This window comes from Corallococcus exercitus, from assembly GCF_042231735.1.
Classification (GTDB): Bacteria; Myxococcota; Myxococcia; order Myxococcales; family Myxococcaceae; genus Corallococcus; species Corallococcus exercitus_B.
In genome coordinates, this window is sequence record NZ_CP102577.1 from 2,596,594 (window position 1) to 2,614,502 (window position 17,909).

The 17,909-nt window shown below is 69.4% G+C and carries 15 protein-coding genes; 8 read left to right on the forward strand and 7 right to left on the reverse strand.

All coding sequences use genetic code 11. From position 1 onward, the window contains the following. Nucleotides 1-158: 158 nt before the first annotated feature. Nucleotides 159-2,237 carry a sodium-translocating pyrophosphatase gene (locus tag NR792_RS09655; protein WP_375759766.1) on the reverse strand — a complete coding sequence of 693 codons (2,079 nt, stop codon included), beginning with the start codon at nucleotides 2,235-2,237 and terminating at the stop codon, nucleotides 159-161. 349 nt (nucleotides 2,238-2,586) lie between these two features. Then, complete coding sequence (locus NR792_RS09660) at nucleotides 2,587-4,188, reverse strand: alpha/beta hydrolase (protein ID WP_375759767.1); 1,602 nt, start codon at nucleotides 4,186-4,188, stop codon at nucleotides 2,587-2,589. Between the two features lie 373 nt (nucleotides 4,189-4,561). Between NR792_RS09660 and NR792_RS09665 the strand changes: the two genes are divergently transcribed. Both NR792_RS09665 and NR792_RS09670 read left to right on the forward strand, forming a co-directional pair. Beyond that, on the forward strand, nucleotides 4,562-5,233 hold the full coding sequence (locus NR792_RS09665; protein ID WP_375759768.1) for an SDR family oxidoreductase: 672 nt from the start codon (nucleotides 4,562-4,564) through the stop codon (nucleotides 5,231-5,233). Then, complete coding sequence (locus NR792_RS09670) at nucleotides 5,233-6,009, forward strand: SDR family NAD(P)-dependent oxidoreductase (protein WP_375759769.1); 777 nt, start codon at nucleotides 5,233-5,235, stop codon at nucleotides 6,007-6,009. Before NR792_RS09665 ends, NR792_RS09670 begins: the two co-directional genes overlap by 1 nt. Here the strand turns inward: NR792_RS09670 and NR792_RS09675 are convergent. The 4 genes from NR792_RS09675 to NR792_RS09690 all read right to left on the reverse strand — a co-directional run bounded on the left by NR792_RS09675 (nucleotide 5,939) and on the right by NR792_RS09690 (nucleotide 9,972). Further along, nucleotides 5,939-6,673 carry a TetR/AcrR family transcriptional regulator gene (locus NR792_RS09675; protein ID WP_375759770.1) on the reverse strand — a complete coding sequence of 245 codons (735 nt, stop codon included), beginning with the start codon at nucleotides 6,671-6,673 and terminating at the stop codon, nucleotides 5,939-5,941. The genes NR792_RS09670 and NR792_RS09675 overlap by 71 nt on opposite strands. Further along, entirely contained in the window at nucleotides 6,673-7,764 is a 1,092-nt protein-coding gene (locus tag NR792_RS09680) for a saccharopine dehydrogenase family protein (protein ID WP_375759771.1), read from the reverse strand. Before NR792_RS09680 ends, NR792_RS09675 begins: the two co-directional genes overlap by 1 nt. 247 nt (nucleotides 7,765-8,011) lie before the next feature. After that, the gene (locus NR792_RS09685; RefSeq protein ID WP_375759772.1) at nucleotides 8,012-9,391 is read right to left on the reverse strand and encodes a pyridoxal phosphate-dependent decarboxylase family protein; all 1,380 of its coding nucleotides are present in this window, start codon (nucleotides 9,389-9,391) and stop codon (nucleotides 8,012-8,014) included. 35 nt (nucleotides 9,392-9,426) lie between these two features. Next, nucleotides 9,427-9,972: an ester cyclase gene (locus tag NR792_RS09690; RefSeq protein WP_375759773.1), complete on the reverse strand. Its 546-nt coding sequence runs from the start codon at nucleotides 9,970-9,972 to the stop codon at nucleotides 9,427-9,429. An 89-nt stretch (nucleotides 9,973-10,061) separates the two neighbouring features. On the opposite strand from NR792_RS09690, the gene NR792_RS09695 reads away from it, so the two are divergent. The 3 genes from NR792_RS09695 to NR792_RS09705 all read left to right on the forward strand — a co-directional run bounded on the left by NR792_RS09695 (nucleotide 10,062) and on the right by NR792_RS09705 (nucleotide 14,374). Beyond that, entirely contained in the window at nucleotides 10,062-10,721 is a 660-nt protein-coding gene (locus tag NR792_RS09695) for a hypothetical protein (RefSeq protein WP_375759774.1), read from the forward strand. A gap of 9 nt (nucleotides 10,722-10,730) precedes the next feature. Next, a complete protein-coding gene (locus tag NR792_RS09700) occupies nucleotides 10,731-11,189 on the forward strand; it encodes an SMI1/KNR4 family protein (RefSeq protein ID WP_375759775.1) in 459 nt (152 codons plus the stop codon). A 134-nt stretch (nucleotides 11,190-11,323) separates the two neighbouring features. Then, a complete protein-coding gene (locus NR792_RS09705) occupies nucleotides 11,324-14,374 on the forward strand; it encodes an FG-GAP-like repeat-containing protein (RefSeq protein WP_375759776.1) in 3,051 nt (1,016 codons plus the stop codon). A 22-nt stretch (nucleotides 14,375-14,396) separates the two neighbouring features. Here NR792_RS09705 and NR792_RS09710 read toward each other — a convergent pair whose 3' ends face one another. Further along, complete coding sequence (locus tag NR792_RS09710) at nucleotides 14,397-15,185, reverse strand: alpha/beta hydrolase (RefSeq protein WP_375759777.1); 789 nt, start codon at nucleotides 15,183-15,185, stop codon at nucleotides 14,397-14,399. Nucleotides 15,186-15,298: 113 nt separating this feature from the next. Here NR792_RS09710 and NR792_RS09715 point away from each other — a divergent pair, with 113 nt between their 5' ends. The 3 genes from NR792_RS09715 (at nucleotide 15,299) to NR792_RS09725 (ending at nucleotide 17,853) form a co-directional block, all read left to right on the forward strand. Next, nucleotides 15,299-15,967, forward strand: a complete 669-nt coding sequence (locus NR792_RS09715) for a response regulator transcription factor (protein WP_375759778.1) — start codon at nucleotides 15,299-15,301, stop codon at nucleotides 15,965-15,967. Beyond that, nucleotides 15,957-17,147 carry a sensor histidine kinase gene (locus NR792_RS09720; RefSeq protein ID WP_375759779.1) on the forward strand — a complete coding sequence of 397 codons (1,191 nt, stop codon included), beginning with the start codon at nucleotides 15,957-15,959 and terminating at the stop codon, nucleotides 17,145-17,147. Before NR792_RS09715 ends, NR792_RS09720 begins: the two co-directional genes overlap by 11 nt. Nucleotides 17,148-17,214: 67 nt before the next feature. Continuing rightward, nucleotides 17,215-17,853, forward strand: coding sequence for a glutathione S-transferase family protein (locus NR792_RS09725; protein ID WP_375759780.1), 639 nt, complete (start codon nucleotides 17,215-17,217; stop codon nucleotides 17,851-17,853). Nucleotides 17,854-17,909 lie beyond the last annotated feature (56 nt).

Below are 17,909 nucleotides of genomic sequence, written 5' to 3' on the forward strand. Positions count from 1 at the left end.
TGAGGCCTGGCGCGCAGGCGATCGCGGAACACCGTGAAGTGTAAGCACGCGGTCGCCCACCGCCCCATGGCCCGGCCAGACATCGCCCGGCCGGGTGTTCGGTCTTCCACACCCCGGGTGCGGCGCGCCCAGGCAGGGGGCCGCACCCCGGGTTCGCGCTACCGCAGCGCGATCAGCGAGGCCACGAGCAGCGAGACGACGCTCATGACCTTGATGAGGATGGCCACGCCGGGGCCCGACGTGTCCTTGAACGGGTCGCCCACCATGTCGCCGACGACGGCGGCCTTGTGGACCGCCGAGCCCTTCGCGTGGCCCGGCAGCTTGCCCTTCTCGATGAACTTCTTGGCGTTGTCCCACGCACCGCCCGCGTTGGCCATGTAGAGGGCCATGGTGGCGCCGACGACGAGCGAACCGGCCAGCAGGCCCGCGAGCGCGAGGGGCCCCAGGATGTAGCCCACCAGCGGCGGGGCGACGATGGCGATGAGGCCCGGGAAGATCATCTCGCGCAGGGCGCTCTTGGTGGAGATGTCGACGATCTTCTTGGGGTCCGGCTCGGCCTTGAGCTCCATCAGGCCGGGAATCTCACGGAACTGACGGCCAATCTCCTCGACGATGGCGCCGGCGGCGCGGCCCACGGCGAGCATCGTGGAGGCGCCCACGAGGAACGGCAGGATGGAGCCCAGCAGCAGGCCCACGATGACGTTCGGGTTGGTCAGCTCCAGGCTCATCTCCGCCAGACCGTTGGCGATGCGCGTGTGGTTGACCTCCAGGTTGAACGCCGAGAAGAGCGCGATGACGGTGAGCGTCGCGGAGCCGATGGCGAAGCCCTTGCCGATGGCCGCCGTGGTGTTGCCCACCGCGTCCAGCTCGTCGGTGATGGCGCGCACGTCCGGGCCCAGGCCGGACATCTCGGAGATGCCGCCCGCGTTGTCGGAGATGGGGCCGTACGCGTCCACCGTCATCACGACGGCGGTGCCACCCAGCATGCCCACCGCCGACAGCGCGATGCCGTACAGGCCGAGCGCGCGGTCCGCGATGTAGGCCACCAGGGCGATGGTCGCCATGGAGATGCCCACGCTCTCCATGCCCACCGCGAGGCCGCGGATGAGGTTGGTGCCCGCGCCCGTGATGGAGGCCTCCGCGATGCGCTGCACCGGCGTGGAGGACGTGTAGTAGTCCGTGACGAGGCCGATGATGGCGCCGCCGAAGGCGCCCGCGGCCAGCGCCACCGTGATGGACTGGGACAGGCCGAACACGTTCATCATCACGAACGACAGGCCCACCAGGATGACGGGGGGCATGATGAGCGCGCTGCGCAGGACCTGCGCGGGGTTCATGTGCTTGAGCGCGCGAGCGATGAAGATGCTCAGCAGGCTGACCACCAGGCCCACCGCGGACAGCACCAGCGGGAGGATGACGCCCGCGACCTTCGCGGAGCCCGTCGCCGAGGAGTCCACCACGAGGCGGGAGAGCTCCGTGGAGTTGGCCGTCAGCGCGATGGCCATGGCGGCGACGATGGCGGCCACCATGGACTCGTAGATGTCCGCGCCCATGCCGGCCACGTCGCCCACGTTGTCACCCACGTTGTCGGCGATGACGCCGGGGTTGCGCGGGTCGTCCTCGGGGATGTTCTCGATGACCTTGCCGGCGATGTCGGAGCCCACGTCCGCGGCCTTGGTGTAGATGCCGCCGCCCACGCGCGCGAAGAGCGCGATGGAGCTGGCGCCCACGGCGAACGAGTGGAGGATGGGAGAGAGCTCCTTGCTGGACCGGAAGAAGTAGTAGACGGCGCCCATGCCGATGAGGCCCAGGCCGGCGACGGCGAGGCCCATCACGGCGCCGCCATCCAGCGCGACCAGCAGCGCGTTCGGCTTGGAGCCGGTGCGCGCGGCCTGCGCGGTGCGCACGTTCGCGAACGTCGCGGCCTTCATGCCGATGTAGCCCGCGAGCAGCGACAGGAACGCGCCCGCCACGAAGCTCGCGCTCGCCGTCGGCCCCAGCGCCAGGCCGATGGCGATCGCCACGACCACGCAGTAGATGGCCAGCACCTTGTATTCGCGGACGAGGAACGCCATCGCGCCTTCGCGGATGTAGCCCGCGATGCGGTTCATCGTCGCGTCACCGTCAGGGAGCGCCTTGACGCGGAAGTAGAAGAACGCAGAGAAGAGCAGACCCACGGCGCCGATGACGCTCGGTGCGATTGCCCAGAAATTCGACTCGAGACTCGACAACTCCATCCGTTCCTCCAGAGCAGTCCCGGGGGCCTCAGACCGCTCGCCCTGCGGATCGCTCGCGTACCGCGCGAAATGTGCGGAGGGCCTATACGTGATTTCAGGGCAAGCTGGGAGCCTCGGAGCGGATCCGCGGCCAGCCGGGCCCGTCCGGGGCCGCCAGCGCGGAAGGGGCCCGCCGCGTCAGACACGACCGGTGGGGAGGGCCGAGGGGGCCGAAGTGCCCGGATTCACTCATGATTCACGGGCACAGCGGGCCCCTGACGCGCTGGAACGCCCCACCCGGACCGGCGGATGGGCCGCGAGGGCACGCGGGGTGAAGGTTTGAGGCCCCCCCTTTACACAGGCGCCGCTCTCAACGCGCGCGCAGGAGGTCCTTGAGCCGTGCCGTCTGGTCCGCGCTCCAGCCCTCGGGGCGCAGGAGCGCGGCCCAGCCGTCCACGTGCTCGCCGGTGTAGACGTGGCCGTAACCCGGGGGCACCGCCATCCCCAGGGGAAGGTCCGCCGTCACCTGCCAGAACGTCACGAAGGGGATCCACACCATTCCCCCCAGGACGTCGGCGCCTCGCGGCTCGCGCAGCCAGTCCGGCCGCCGCACCAGCAGGTGGGGACTCCACCAGGTGATGGGGTCGGAGGGGTGGAGCAGGTACAGCACGCGCGAGTCCCCCCAAGGCTCGGACGCGGGCGGGATGTCGCTGCCCGGCCGGCGGCTGAAGCGGACGATGCGGCCCTGCCGGTAGATGGGCTCCACCTCGGGGCTGCCCGGGTCCCGGTGGTCGGTGAACGCGCGATACAGGGTGTTGAAGTTCGGCGGCCCGACGAAGAGCACCCCGTCGGTGCGGTTGGCCAGGTCCCGCTCGCCGCTGAACGCCGTCTCTCCGCCGTAGGAGCCCAGGCTCTCTCCGAACACCAGCAGCTTCGGCCGCTGTGCGGGAGGAAGCCGGGACCAGCGCTCGTAGACCGCGTCGAAGAGCGCGCGGCCCGACTCCCGGGCCCGCTCCTGATCCACCAGCACGGAGAGCCACGACCACAGGTGCGAGTACTGCATGGAGACGATCGCGGAGTCGCCGCCGGTCATGTACTCGAAGGCGTCCACGGCCTCTGGCACCACCCAGCCGCTGCCCGTGGTCGTCGCCACCAGCAGGTACGCGCGGTCAAAGCCCCCTGCCCGCTCCAGGTCGTCGACCGCGAGCGCGGCCCGGCCCTCCGCGTCCGGCGCGGAGGCATAGCCGGCGTACGCACGGATCGGCTCCTTCACGGCCGTGCCATGGAACCGGGAGAGGTCCTCGACGGAGGGCCCCCGCCCCACGAAGTTGCGCCCTTCCCGTCCCAGGGACTCCCACGCGATGCGTGAGCCAGCGCCTCCGGAGCGCAGCGCGGTGCGGGGCTGAACCACGCCCTCGTCGGTCATCGTGTCCTGCACCGCCAGGGTGCGGTCCGCCATCGCGATGAGCCCGTCCCACAGCACGCCGCTGGCCACCAGCGCGGTGAGCACCACCACGGCCAGGCCGCTCGTCGCCCGGGCCGCGCGAGGACCGATGTGCCTCGCGAGCCGCGTGGCCAACGCGCGGGACACGGCGCGCAGACCGCGTCCCATGGCGACGAGCAGGAAGAAGATGACCGCTCCGACGAAGGGGGCGAGCAGATACCCCGCGCCCCCCGACGCGGACATGCCCATGAGCTCGCGGATGCGCTGCTGCCAATGCCAGCCCAGCAGCAACGAGGCGGCCAACGCCACGCCGCCCGTGATGAAGAAGGCTTGCCACGCGCGCGGGCGCGGGGTCCTCGCGGGGCGGTCCGCGAACTCCCGCCACAGCCACGCCACCAGACACCCGAGCCCATAGCCGATGGCCGCGCTGAGGCCGCTGACGAACCCCTGGAAGGGCCCGCTGCGCGGCAGCAGCGACGGAGTGAAAGCCAGACATGCGAAGAGCAGCGCGACCCAGGACCCCGGCAAGGTGTAGCGGAGCCAGCGAGGCCAGGTCCTGCTTGCACGTCTGGCATGGCGCGCCGTGGCGGGCTGCTCGGCGTGGGTGAGGAAGTGCTCCATGCGGGCTCCCGGCAGGTGCGCCGGCCTTGGCCTGCCAGCCAGGAGACGCCAGGCATTGAGGCTCGCCGTCCCTTCAGGGCGCACTCCAGAGGGTAGGCCCCGAGACCGCCCCCCGGCAGCGTGCGCCCGGCATGCCTGGCTCCGTTACAGCCGGTGAGCGCAGCCTCCCTTGAGCGCGCCAGGCGTTATCGCAGGGCCTGTCCCTCACCTGTAGAGGAAGCATCCGTACTACCTTCCCCGCGGACTTCGCGGGCATGAATCCAGGGGAAGGACACGGCGCTTGAGCACTCGGAATGTCATCGTCGTCGGAGGGACCGGCGACATCGGACGCGCCGTCACCGACAAGCTGCGCGCGGAAGGGCTTCGCGTACTGAGCGCCGCGCAGGACGTGACGGCGGAAACCTCGGACGCGTTGCACGTGGATGTCACCCGCGAGGACTCCGTGCTGTCGATGTTCGACAAGGCGGAGGCCCGGTCGGGGCCGCTCTCGGTCCTGGTCAACTGCGCGGGCTTCGGGGTCTTCACGCCCATCCACGAGACGTCCCTCGAGGATTGGAACCGCAGCCTCGCCGTGAACCTCACGGGGACGTTCCTGTGCGCGCGCGAGGCCTTCCGGCGGATGAAGTCCCGAGGCGGCGGGCGGATCATCCACATCGGCTCCGTGAGCGACCACCTCACGCTCCCCATGAACGGCGCCTACGCCGCGACCAAGCACGGCGTCCGCGGGTTGACCGGCGTCCTGAACGAGGAGGGCCAGGCGTTCGGCATCCGCGCCACGCTCCTGTCGCTCGGTGCCGTCTACACCGCCTTCTGGAAGACCCGGCCGGAGTTCAGTCCCGCGGACATGCTCTCCGTGGAGGACGTGGCCCAGTGCATCTGGGAGATCGCCATCAAGCCCCTGAACGTGCGGGTCGACGAGATCCGCCTTGTCCCGCCCCGAGGTGTCCTCTGATGGAAACGCAGCCGAAGGCCCCTGTCGCCGTCGTCACCGGAGCCAGCCGGGGGATTGGCGCGGCCATCGCCACCGCCCTGGCCCGGAACGGATTCGAGGTGGCCCTGCTGTCCCGTGACGTGGCCGCGCTGGAGCAGCTCCAGAAGCAGCTGGTGGAGGCCGGGGGCCGCGCATGGCCGCTGGCCTGCGACGTCGCGAGCCGGGACGACGTGACGTCAGCGCTCGACCAACTGGAAGCGAAGGTGGGCGTGCCGAGAGTGCTCGTGAACAACGCGGGCCTCGGTGGACCGTTCCATCGCGCGGACGAGGTGAGCGTCGCCGAGTGGGACCTGCTGTTCGGCGTGAACGTGGAGGGCGTGCGCAACCTGTGTCAGTGGGCGCTGCCGCGCATGAAGGCGCAGGGCTACGGGCGCATCGTGAACATCGCGTCCATCATGGGCCTCTTCGGGGGAGCGCAGTCGTCCACCTACGCGGCCACCAAGCACGCGCTCGTGGGCTACTCGAAGGCCATCGCCGCGGAGTGGGGAGCCTACGGCATCACCTGCAACGCGCTCTGCCCTGGCTACATCGAGACGGAGATGCTGGCGAACGCGCCCGCGGCCGCACGTCAGCGGCTGCTGGAGCGGATCCCCGTGAAGCGCTTCGGAACGCCAGAGGAGGTCGCGGGCCTGGTGGCGTTCCTCGCAGGGCCCGCTGGCGGCTACGTCAACGGGAGCGCCCTGGTGATGGACGGCGGGCTGTCGTCGCATCTGGCGTCGGACCTGCCGTCGTTCTGACGCCGGGCTCTCCTGGCAGCAGCACCTGCTCCAGCAGCACGCGCAGCTCCTGCTCCAGTCCCGGCACCGAGGCGTCGCGCAGGTTCCCGCCGCCCCGGAAGAGGGACAGGCCTTCGAAGAGGGCGACCAGCAGTGCGGCGCGCCGCTCCCTGCGCGCCGGGGTGAGGTCGGGGGCCAGCTCCCGCAGCAGCTCCACGACGCCCGCGCGATAGCCGGCGTAGAAGACCGAGAGCGCGTCGGCGACCATGGCGTCCCTCGCGGCCATGGCCCACAGCTCCGCGAAGAACCGGCAGGCGCGAGGTGAGTCCTGGTCCTCCAGCACGGCGTCCACGGCCCGCCGGAGCCGCTGCGCGGGTTCGCTTCCTCCGCCTTCCACCCGCTCGCGGACCCGCTGGAGGGCCTGCTCCAGGTAGCGCGCCAGCAGCGCCCGCACCACGTCCTGCCTGGCCGGGAAGTAGTACTGGAGGTTGCCCAGGCTCACGCCCGCGCGCTGGGCCACGGCGCGCAGGCTGAGTCCGGCATAGCCATCCTCGGCCAGGACCTCCATGGTCGCGTCGAGGATGCGCTCCACACGCTCGGTGCCCTTGGCGTGCACCGCCGTCCCCTTCCGGGGGCTCGCGGACGGCAGTGTCCCCTCGGGTTTCCTGCTCGCGCGGCGGGCCATCACGCCGCCTCGCGAGCCAGGTGCTCGTCGATCCGGACCTCGACGCCACAGGCCCGCAGGGTGGCCAGCGTCTCCTCGGGGCGGGGCTCATGCTCCGGGAACCACACGCCCGGGGGTGGCGGTGGCGCTCCATCCAGCCCCAGGAGCCGCTCCGTGCCCAACAGCGCTCCGACGGCGGTGAGATGGGCCTGGCCCCGGGGATCCACCATCTCGATGCGGACCTGCCCCCGTTCTCCCTCCACGTCCGCCACCCACGCGGCTTCGCCTCCCGTGTTGCTGCCGGTGAGCAGGGTGCGGCGCAGCGACGTCCAGCGGGGATGCTGGAGCAGCCGCAGGATGCCCAGCCGCTGGAGCACGACGAGCGTCCAGGTCGCGGACCCCGAGTCGAAGCCCAGCCGCGTCGTCACCGTTCGCGCGCCCAGCACCCGGGGCAGCGTCGCCTGTTCGGGCGTGTCGAGCCGGAAGACCCGGGTGGGGCGTCCGTCGGAGAACGTCACCCGCCGGCCGTCCGTCAGCGGCATCACCTGCCGCTCCTGGCCGTCCTCCATCACCTCGAAGGACAGGCCCAGCCGGTCCATGTACTCCAACGAGTCGGGCCCCGCCTGATCCGCGAGCGCGAAGCGGATGGCCACCTCCACGCGCTCCAGGCGCCCCACCCTCCGCGCCGCGATGGCCACGAGGCGCGGCACCAGCCCCGCCATCCACGCGGAGCCGAGCAACACCGGCGCGCCCGGCGCTACACCGGAGAGCCGGAGCACCGTGGCCTTCAACCGGGACGTCCACCGCGTGATGTCCAGCACGGGCACCCCGTCGCGTGACGCCGCCAGCAGCAGCGTGTCTTCCGGGTCGTTGACCAGGGACAGCACGGCCCGGGGCTTCCCACCCAGCGCCGTCAACGCGTCGGGCGAACGGACATCCAGCGCCACGCCCTCCGCCCGCCCCAGCCGCGCGGCCAGCTCCCTGGCGGGCGCTTCCCGGCGCCCGGCGATGAGCAGCGGCAGGTCCGGGTGACGCTCCCGCAGCAACACGGCGAGCTGGGCACCCACCACCCCATAGCCCCCCACCAGCACGACACGGCCCTCGGACTCCATGGCGATCCTCCTGCACAGGCACGGACCCTTTCCGTGACCCGCTTGAAATATAGGTCAAGTGACCTATTTCTTCACGACATTCGACTTCGCCCCTGGAAGCGCGTCACGGTTGCGGCCGTGGGCATGGGCTTCACCCGGGGGCTCTTCCTCCTCTTGATGGCCCCCTCGTGCTCTTCGCCGGCTGTGGCGGCCTGAGCGTGCCGCAGACCTCCTTCACCGCGCCCCCATGCCCCCCTGAAGGACTCGCCTAGACCCTGGAGGCCGCGGCCTCCAGCGCCGCGAGGATGAGGGGCAGGTCCGCCGCTTCCGTCCGCCAGTTGGAGAAGGCCGCGCGCAGACCCGGGCGACCGGCGTACTGCGTGGGAGTGAAGTGCACGCGCCCGTCGGCCTGCAGCGCCTCGAGAAGGCGGTCACGCCGCGCGGCATCCCCCGATCGCAGCGCGAAGCAGACGATGTTCAGCGTCACGGGAGCGAGCAGCGCGTAGTGCGGTGACGCCGCGATTCCCTCCCCCAGGCCACGGGCGAGCGCGCAGCTGCGCTCGACGAGCGCGCGGTGCCCGTCGCGGCCGTAGGCCATGAGCGTCATCCACGCGGGCAGCGCCCGGAAGCGGCGCGAGTTCTCGGGCGTGCGGTGCAGCAGATCCGGCCCCTGGCCGAGGTAGGCGGCCACCGCGCGGAAGACGCGCTCCTGCAACGCGAGGTGGCGCGTGAAGACGATGCCGGAGTCGTAGGGGACGTTGAGCCACTTGTGACCGTCCGCCGCGACCGAGTCCGCGTGAGCGAGCCCCCGCAGCAGCTGCGCATGCGCCGGGCTGCAGGCCGCGAAGATGCCGAAGGCGCCGTCCACGTGCAGCCAGGCCCCGTGGCGGCGACACGACTGCCCCAGCGCCTCCAGGTCGTCGAAGTCCCCGGTGTTCACTTCCCCCGCGCTCGCGAGCACGATGGCCGGGGCACCACCAAGCGCCGCGAGCCGCGACTCGAGCGCCTTCGGATCCATGACGGGCCGGCCCGGGAGACAGGGGACGCCCTCCACCGAGCGCCGTCCCATGCCGAGAATGGAGAGCGCCTTGAGCACGCTCGCGTGCGGCGCGCCGCCCAGCACCACGGGCTTCGGCAGCCCCCACAGCCCCTCCTCGCTCACGTCGTGGCCGAGCCGCTCCATCACCCACTGTCGCGCGGTGGCCAGCGAGACGAGGTTCGCCGCCGTCGCACCGCTGACGAAGGCGCCCTCGAAGGACTCCGGCAGGCCGAAGAGGGAGCGCAGGAGTCCCAGCGCCTCGCGCTCCACGCTGGTGGCGAGCGAGTCGCCGTCGTTGCTCACGTTCTGGTCGTACGTGGAGACGAGCCAGTCGCCCATGAGCGCCGCGGGGGTGGTGCCGCCGGTGACGAAGCCGAGGTAGCGCGGCCCCGCCGAGCCGGAGAGCCCGGCCTCGTAGCGGCGGCGGAAGAGCGCGAGCGCCTCCCCGGCGCCCAGTCCTGCATCGGGCAATCCCAGCGGCGCGGGCGGCGCGGGGCGGATGCCCGCGGGGCGCTCGGGCAGGGCGGTGAGGAACTCGAGGGCGCTCGCGCGGGCCTGCTCGAGCAGGTCCGGAAGCAGGGAGAGGTCACGGGAGAGCAGGTCGCTCATGGTCGCAAGGGTCCCCAGTGGAAGCCAGTGCCACGTCAGTCCGCGAAGGTGGGCGGCCGGGTCTCGGTGAGCTCGGGGGCGGGCGTGCCGCTGGACATGGCGAGGAGTCCCTTGAAGCAGCGGACGGCCAGGAGCCAGTTCTTCGGCGACTTCATGTCCAATCCCCCCAGGAGCTGTTTGAGCATGCTGAGCGTGTCGAAGTAGACGCGCTCGCAGACGAGCTTCTCGGCCTCGTCGAAGATGAAGTACGCGCTCATGCGCACCCGGAAGCGGCTGCCCGTGGGCGGAATGGCTCCCAGCGGTCCCAGGTGGGTGCCCATCAGCCAGAACTCGACGATGACGGCGTCGTCGCTGTGTCGCAGGGCGATGATTTCATGGTGCTGGTCCGGAAACGCCACGCGCGTTTCCCGGTAGTAGTCCCGCACCGCGGGGTTCCCGTCATGCACCTTCATGGTGGGGACCAGCTCGTAGTGCGGATGCGGGAAGGTCGACAGGACCGCGTCCCAGTCCTGCTTCACCTCGTCGCGAAAATGATCCAGGACCAGCTTCTGTCGCGCCTTGCGCTTGGCTTCAGTCGTCACGGGGGCCTCAGGGGAATGGCGGGAGATCTACACCGGAGGGACCGCAGGCGCCCGACAAGAACCGAACCCGTGACCTGGCAGCATCGGCCATGCTGACATGGATTGTCATGACAGCCGTTGCAACCTTCCGTCGTGCCGCGAGCGCTGCTGCCCTCCTGGCTCTCGTCGGGTGCGGGTCTGCGACCGCCGGGGGTGGAGGGAGCCCTGCGCGCGCGAAGTGGGTCGGTTCGGTCATCAGGACGCCGGACGGCGGCCAGCTCCGGACGACCATCTATTACGGGCCCTGGCAGTGCAGCGCCGCGTTTCTGTCCCGGTGCGAGCGGAAGTGCTCGGCGCAGGGCTATCCGCTCATGGGCTGCATGTGGCTGGCCGATATCAAGGGGGACTGGCAGGGACGCTACCTCTTCCTGCCCGCGGAGGCGGGTGGACGCCTTGCCATCACCCACTGCTGCTGCGACTACCCGACCGTGTCGAACGGCCGCCAACTGCGGGAGAAGTGGAAGAACGCACGTGAAGGTTTTCGTCGCCAGTGGGGCTCTGAGTTCGGAGAGTGGCCGTCAACCAACGGAGTCAACTGGCAAGGCCACCACATTTTCGACCTGGCGCACGGCGGTCCGCCGGTGGCGCCCGACAACGTGCTTCCGGTCCCGCAGGACGTGCATCAAGTCTTCAACGACGAGTACCCTGCCTGCTACGCCCCTGGCGGCAAGTGGCTCATGCCGGGCCCCGCGCGTCCGTACGTCGATTGAGGAGCCGCCATGTCCCTGGAAAGACTGCTGGCCGAAGTCTCCCAACGCCACTTCCCTCGTCCTCCTGCCACACTCGCGCAAGTCTCTGTCTTCGAGGCACGCGTGGGATGGAGGCTTGATGAAGACCTGCGCGCCTTCTACCTGCACTGCAACGGATGTGACCTCTTCGTCTCCTCGCCGGACACCCGCTTCCGGGTGCTGCCGCTCGAGCAAATCCTGCGGGCACGCGTCGCTATCCGCGGCAACGATGGGGACGAGGCCGGACCGGCATCCCTCTACACGCTGGTGGACATGCAGGACTCCGACTACGTCGTCCTGGACACGGCACGGAGTGAGTCCGGCCGCTACCGCCTCTTCGATGCGTGGCACGAGACATTCCCCGAACTGGTGCCCGTTGCGTCATCCTTCGGCGAGTTCCTGGAAGAGGCTCTTCGCAGCAGCAACAGCGCCTTCTGGCTGGACGGGTGAGCACCGCCCGCGCGTGGCGCACGAGGGACACCCGCCGCCAGCGAGCAACTTGTCCGAGCCCTTCGCGGGCTCAGCCGAAGGTGGTCCAATGGACGCTCGGCACGACGCTCCGATCCATCGCCTGGGGGAAATCGATGTTCACAAGGCAGATTGCACTCGCGGCCTTGACCGCATTCTTGGGATGCACGTTTTCCGGCCGGAGCGGCATCAGCGAAGTCTCTGCAAAGGCGTTGAGACAGGAGACCGGAGACGAACCCTTCCTCCTCTGGTCAACTGGCGAAGTCGTGCCTCTAGGGCCAGGCGCACGCAAGGCCCTGCTGCACGCGCCAGATTCGGCCATGCGGGTTGCTGGCGGACTCACCTGGGCGGTCACCTATACAGACGTGGTCACGCGCAGCGGAAAGGGCTTCGATGATCCGGAGCAAGGCTTGGAGCGGCGCAAAGCGCTCGAGGACACGCTCCTCTATGTCGACAAGGTCCTCGGTGCGAACCACAGAGCGGTGATCGCTGTCACAGTGGAAGCGTCACTCCACGAAAGCAGCAACATCCTGGCGAGCGCGGCTTCAGTCCACCCGGCCTCGACGTCGCCGGGGATCGTGGCCGGCCATACCGCGACCCACATCCAGACGGGGATCGACCCTGATCCCACGCTTCCCGACCTGGTGGTGAGATTCAATTTCTTCCACCGCTTCCATCCGGGGCCCACCCCTCCTCCGGTGGGGACAACCGATATGCGCTCGGTTGCGCTCCATGAGGTCACGCACGCGCTCGGAATGGCGAGCCTGATCGGCCCAGACGGAACGAGTCGGCGGACAGGGACGAATCCCGGGGTATACACAACGTTTGATACCTTGTCGGTCCGTCCCGGCGGGGGCGCCCTCGTCGACAAGACCGGACGGTTTGTCGCGACGCCCCAGGACCTGAGTGGCGGCTCCGCCAACGAAGCAGGCTGGGCCGGTCCGCTCGCGCAGGCGAGCCTGGGCCGGCTGCCCAGACTTCACAGCCCAAGTCCTTTCGAGAACGGCAGCAGCCTGTCCCACTGGTCACTCCAAGGGCCCGTGACCGTCATGCAGCCAGCGATCGCCCAGGCGGTCAGGCGGCGCAACTACCTGCCTGTCGAGGAGCAAATGCTGCGCGACCTCGGCTATGTGAACGCCCAGACCCCAACGAGCCGTCTCCTCGCGTTCCATCCAGGGACACGCCTGGCCACCGACATGTTCGTCCAGGCACTCGCCACGCAGGAACTGGACGACACGCCGGGCGAGGATCTCGTCGTGCTCGGCACCGTGCAAGGAAGGAACGTGCTGCGCGTCTATTCGGGACACAGTTCGAGCACCGCCTACGACTATCCGGTTTCACCCAACCTCTCATACATGTCAGTCGGCACTGTCGGCCCGCAGGGCCGCCGCGGCTTGTTGCTGGCATCGAACAGCCAGGAGAGTCTCCTGGCGCTTGGCGGGCTGAAGCTTCCACTGGACCGAACCCATCTTCGCGACGATGACTTCTCACACCGACACTTCGTCCATGGCCCGCAGTCGAACAGCCAGACCCTTCCCCATGACCCCGGCGTCGCTTCGGGTGATATCAACGGCGATGGCTTGACCGACTGGGTCACGTCCTCCCCGCGCTACGGACTCCTCGCGTTCGAGAGCGATCCCTTCCATTACTTCGACCGGCTCAAGAGTCCGCAGACCGTGCTCGCGCTTGGCCCTCAGGTCAATGTCGGACTGGACCTTGCGACCTACCAAACAGGGGGTCCGCCGCCGGGGATTGATGTTCCGTTCTGGCAATCGGTTCAGGGGCGAGACATCGCGACGCGCGACCCACCGACCGGCGCGCTCATGTTCCGGGCGAGGCAGGGGCCCGACGCCTACCGGATCGAACGGCTCGCGCGATACGGGGTGATTGGATTCGCCGGCCTCCGCAATCTCTCCACTGACGACTACGACCTCGCCCGGCTTCGCGTCGACGCCAACGGCAACTATCGCTTCGAGCAGCGATGGACCGAGATACGAGCTGTCTCCGACATCGCCATCTCCGGTTTGCGGGAAGAAGCGTTTGTCGCCACGGGGACGGCCCACACCATTGAGCGAGTATCGCTGACGACCTCCTCGCTCGGACGCCTCGCAGGTTCGACCGCAGGCTACCAGGACGGTCCCCTTGCCTCCGCGCTGTTCAACACACCGACAGCCCTGTGCATCAAAGGGCAAATAATCTACGTGATCGACAGCGGAAATGCCCTGATCCGCCGCATCGACCTCGACAAGCGGGAGGTGAGCACGGTCGCAGGCCGCGCCGGAGTCCGGGTCTATACCGATGGCCCATTCGGTACCGGCTCCTTCGCGTTCGCCGCGCGAAGCGACAATTGCGCAATCATTGGAGACAGCCTCTACGTGCTCGACGGTTTTGGCACTTGGGATACGAATCAACTGCGGAAGGTCAACCTGAACAACGGCCACGTTTCAACGGTCCCCCAAGATGGGCTCGGACGGTTTGAGGCGCCCGGCGGCCTGAGTGCACTTGACCTGAAATTGTTCGTCCTCCAGGGCAACTTCAACCAGCTCACAGTCAATTCAGTCGAGTCCAGCCCCACCGCAGGGACCATGGCAAAATCCACCATGCTCCGGCTGGCCGACATTGATCATGACGGTGCCGACGATCTGGTCGCACTTCTTACGCCTGGTCTTCGGGCAATGAATTGTTACCACTCAAATCGTGATGGTGGTTTCCGCTTCCTGAAGCAGGTGGTCTTTGATCAGCCTCCCGGGTCGGTTGAACTCCGGGACGTCGACAGAGACGGACACGTGGATGCCGTCGTGACCTTCGCCGCATCCCTCCGGGTGCTGCGTGGTGACGGCACCTGCAACTTCACCGAGGAGATGAGCCGCCGCGTCGGCCTGTCAGGACACGTGACATGGTCAGCGCTCCACGACATTGATGCCAATGGCCGGCCCGACCTGGCCCTGATTGATGACACCGGTCAGTTCCTCGTCATGCTGGCCGACGACTTCGGCCGATGGGGTAACGGACCCGGCGACATGGGTGAAGATTATCGGGTCCGTCTCGACCTTCCCAACGCGAGCTGGTTCACCCTTGCCGACGTCAACGCGGACGGCAGGCCGGACATCCTGGTCCGCACGGGTGACGGCAGGGGCGTGACGGTTCGCCTCGGCAGGGCGCCGTGAACACCAGGAAATACACGCGCCACTACGGCAGTCGCTGTGCCTCGCCCAACCAACGACGGACTTCGTCCAGGTACTCGCGCGGCAGCGCGTGCCCGCTGTCGAAGGCCCGGCGCGTCTTGCGCTTGGAGGGCGCGGCTTCGAACAGCTTCCGGGTGTCCTCTTCGGTGGAGAAGGGATCGCGGTTCGCCGTCAGCAGCAGCCAGGTCTGATGGACCTTGCCCATCCGGTTCACCGGCGCGGCGTCGCCCAGCACGGGGTCGACATGCGGCGGCACCATCGTCACCAGGTGGGTGACGCGAGGCTCGCGCGAGGCCAGGAGCAGGCCCACCTGCGCGCCCATGCTGTAGCCGGCGACGAGCACCCTCGGCGGCTTCTTGCCCTGGGCCAGCACCTTCGTGAGGAGCACCTGCGCATCGCGCACGGTGTCGACAATCATCGCCTGATAGGGACCGGGCTCACCGGCGTGTGCCCGCTTCGCGAGGGCCCCGGGCCGCGCATCGGGGGTCGCCCGTGCGCCGTGCCGCCTCGCGTCCATGAGGTAGACCCGGTAGCCAGCACTCCGCAGCTGCTCCGTCAGGACGCCACCGAAGGTCGGCTCCGCGTCGGACAGCCAGTCGTCCTTGCTCCGGGTGAGGCCGTGCAGCAGGACGGCCACGGGCGGATTCGTCCCCTGCCCTTCCGGCTCCAGCACCCACACGGGAATGGGCGACCCATCCTCCGCGCGAACCTCCAGCGGGACCGCGGGGCTCGCGGCCTGGGCCACGGAGGTGGTGAGGAACATCAACCCCAGCAACAGCGAACGCTTCAGCATGGACGCCTCCATCGAGAGAGGCCCTGGAGCCTGCGGGAGCGAGGGTCAGCCAGGCGTCACCCGCCAGCTGACCTCCATTTGACGTGACCGCGGGTAGCATCCGGGTCACTCCCATGCGCGTGCTCGTCATCGAGGACAACCGAGACCTCCAGGCCAACATCGCCCGCTTCCTGGAGCCGGACTTCCTGCTGGACTTCGCGGGCACCGGCCCCGAGGGGCTCGCGCTCGCGCTGGCCCACCCGTACGACGTCATCGTGCTGGACCTGATGCTGCCCGGCATGAGCGGCATCGAGGTGTGTGAGCGCTACCGGCAGGTCGCGCCCCGGCTCGTCCCCATCCTGATGCTGACCGCCCGGGACACGCTCGAGGACAAGGAGGAGGGCTTCCAGGCGGGCGCGGACGACTACCTCGTCAAACCCTTCTCGCTCCGGGAGCTGCGCTGGCGCCTGGAGGCCCTGGCGCGCCGACCCATCCCTCCGAGCGGGCGGACGCTGACGCGGGGCGGGCTCACGCTGGAGCCGGAGAGCGGGCAGGCGCGCTGGGGTGGGCGCACCGTCCGGCTCAACCGCACCGAGGCCCTCCTCCTGCGGTGGCTGATGGAGGCCGCCCCCGAAGCCGTCCCCGCGGCGACGCTGGCGGAGCGGCTCTGGGGGGACGAGGCCCCCGAGTCCAGCGCGCTGCGCACCCACGTCTATGCCTTGCGCAAGGCACTGGCGGGGCTGGGGCTCGACGAGGCCATCACCACCCGCCGCAACGAGGGGTACCGCCTGGATGCGCGCTAGGACCCGGTCGGTGCGCGCCATGCTCCGGCGCGCCATGGGGCTGTCCGCCGCGTTCGCGCTGGTGATGATGGGCGGGTTCTTCACGCTCTTCAGCTACGACCTCGAGGACGTCATCTTCAGCCGCATCGTGGCCGCGGAGGCGGACCGGCCCGAGCCGGGCCACTTCCCCGGAGTCACCCGGTATGACGGCCACGCCGCGCTGCCACCGTGGCTCGCGGAGCGGCTGCGTCCTGGCGCGCCTCCGGGCGAGTACGAGGTGGCCGCCGGGAGCCACGGACACTTCCACGTCGCGGTGCGCCCCGGCGCTGACGGAGACCGCCGGTACTTCGCATTCGACGTGACGCGCCTGACGAGCACGACGGACAACCTGAAGCGGACCGCCGGACTGCTCCTCACCAGTGCCCTGCTGGCGCTGCTGGCCGCCGCGCTGCTGGCCCACCTCGTTGCCCGCAGGCTCGGCCGGCCGCTGGAGCGGATGGTGGAGTGGATCCGGACCGAAGGGGCACCACCGCCCAAGGACGACGGCGGAGTGACCGAGGTCCGCGCGCTGCTGGACGCGCTGCTCGCACGCGACGCGCGCATCCTGGAGCAGTTGGAGCGTGAGCGGCGGTTCAACCGCGATGCCAGTCATGAGCTGCGCACGCCCCTGGCCGTGGCGCAGGGGGCGGTGGAGATTTTGGAGCTCGACCCACCGCGAGACGCGGAGACGTTCGACCGGCTGCGCAGGGCCGTGAGCCAGATGGGCCTGCTGACGGAGGGCATCCTCTGGCTGGCCCGGGAGCGCCGCTCCGAGGAAAGCTGTGACCTGCTCCGTGTCTCGCGAGAGCTGCTCGCGTTGTACGGGCACCTCCGGCGGAGTGATGGCATCGAGCTCACCATCGAGTCCGCGGGCGAAGTCCACGCCCCCCTCCCGGCCTCCGTCGCCAGGGTGATGATGGGCAACCTCCTCAAGAACGCGCTCGCGTACACGGACGCAGGGCGAATCGTCATCACCATCGAGCCCTCGGCGTGGACCCTCTCCGACACGGGGGCTGGCTTTGGCCGCGCCGAGCCCGGGAGCGAGAGCCACGGCATTGGCCTGTCGCTGGTGGAACGGCTGGCCCAGCGCTTCGGGTGGACGTTGTCCATCGACGCCCTGGAGCCCCGAGGCACCCGCGTGCGGCTGAGCTGGCGCGTCTGACCGGGGACAAGCGAAGGCATCCAGCAAGACATGCACGAGCCATCCGCGCGCGAAGTAGGATGCGCGCATGATCAAGGTCTACGGCTTCTCCCGAGTGAACAAGATGGCCCGCGGCAAGACCCGCGACCTGCGCGTGCTGTGGGCGCTGGAGGAGATGGGGCTGCCGTACGAGGTCGTGGGGATGGATCATCCGCAGCGCGACCTCGATACGCCCGCGTATCGCGCGCTCAACCCGTTCGGACAGATTCCGGTGATCGACGACGACGGCGTGGTCGTCACCGAGTCGGGCGCGATCCTGCTCTACCTCGCCCGCAGGAGCGGCAAGCTGATGCCGCGCGACCTCGCCGGCGAAGCGCAGGTGCTGCGCTGGTGCGTCGCGGCGCTGAACACGATCGAAGTCCCGATCCTGACCGCATGGTTCGTCGACCTGAACGGCGGCAAGGGCACCCAGGCGAGCGATGCGCTTCACCAGTGGGGGGACATGCGCCTGAAGCAGCTCGACGGCTGGCTCGCGGGCAGGGAGTTCGTCGCGACCGACGAGTTCACCATCGCGGACCTCTTGATGACGCATGTGCTGGGCGCCGGCATCGATGAGAGTGTCGTCAGGGCCTATCCCAACGTGCTCGCCTTCCAGCGGCGCTGCATCGCGCGTCCGGCCTGGAAGAAGGCGTTCGACGCCTACTGCGACCGCGTCGAAGCGGCCTGAGCGCGGGGCGCCGAGGACTCGGCGTGCTATCCATCGCGCGGACTCCGCCGGTCGAT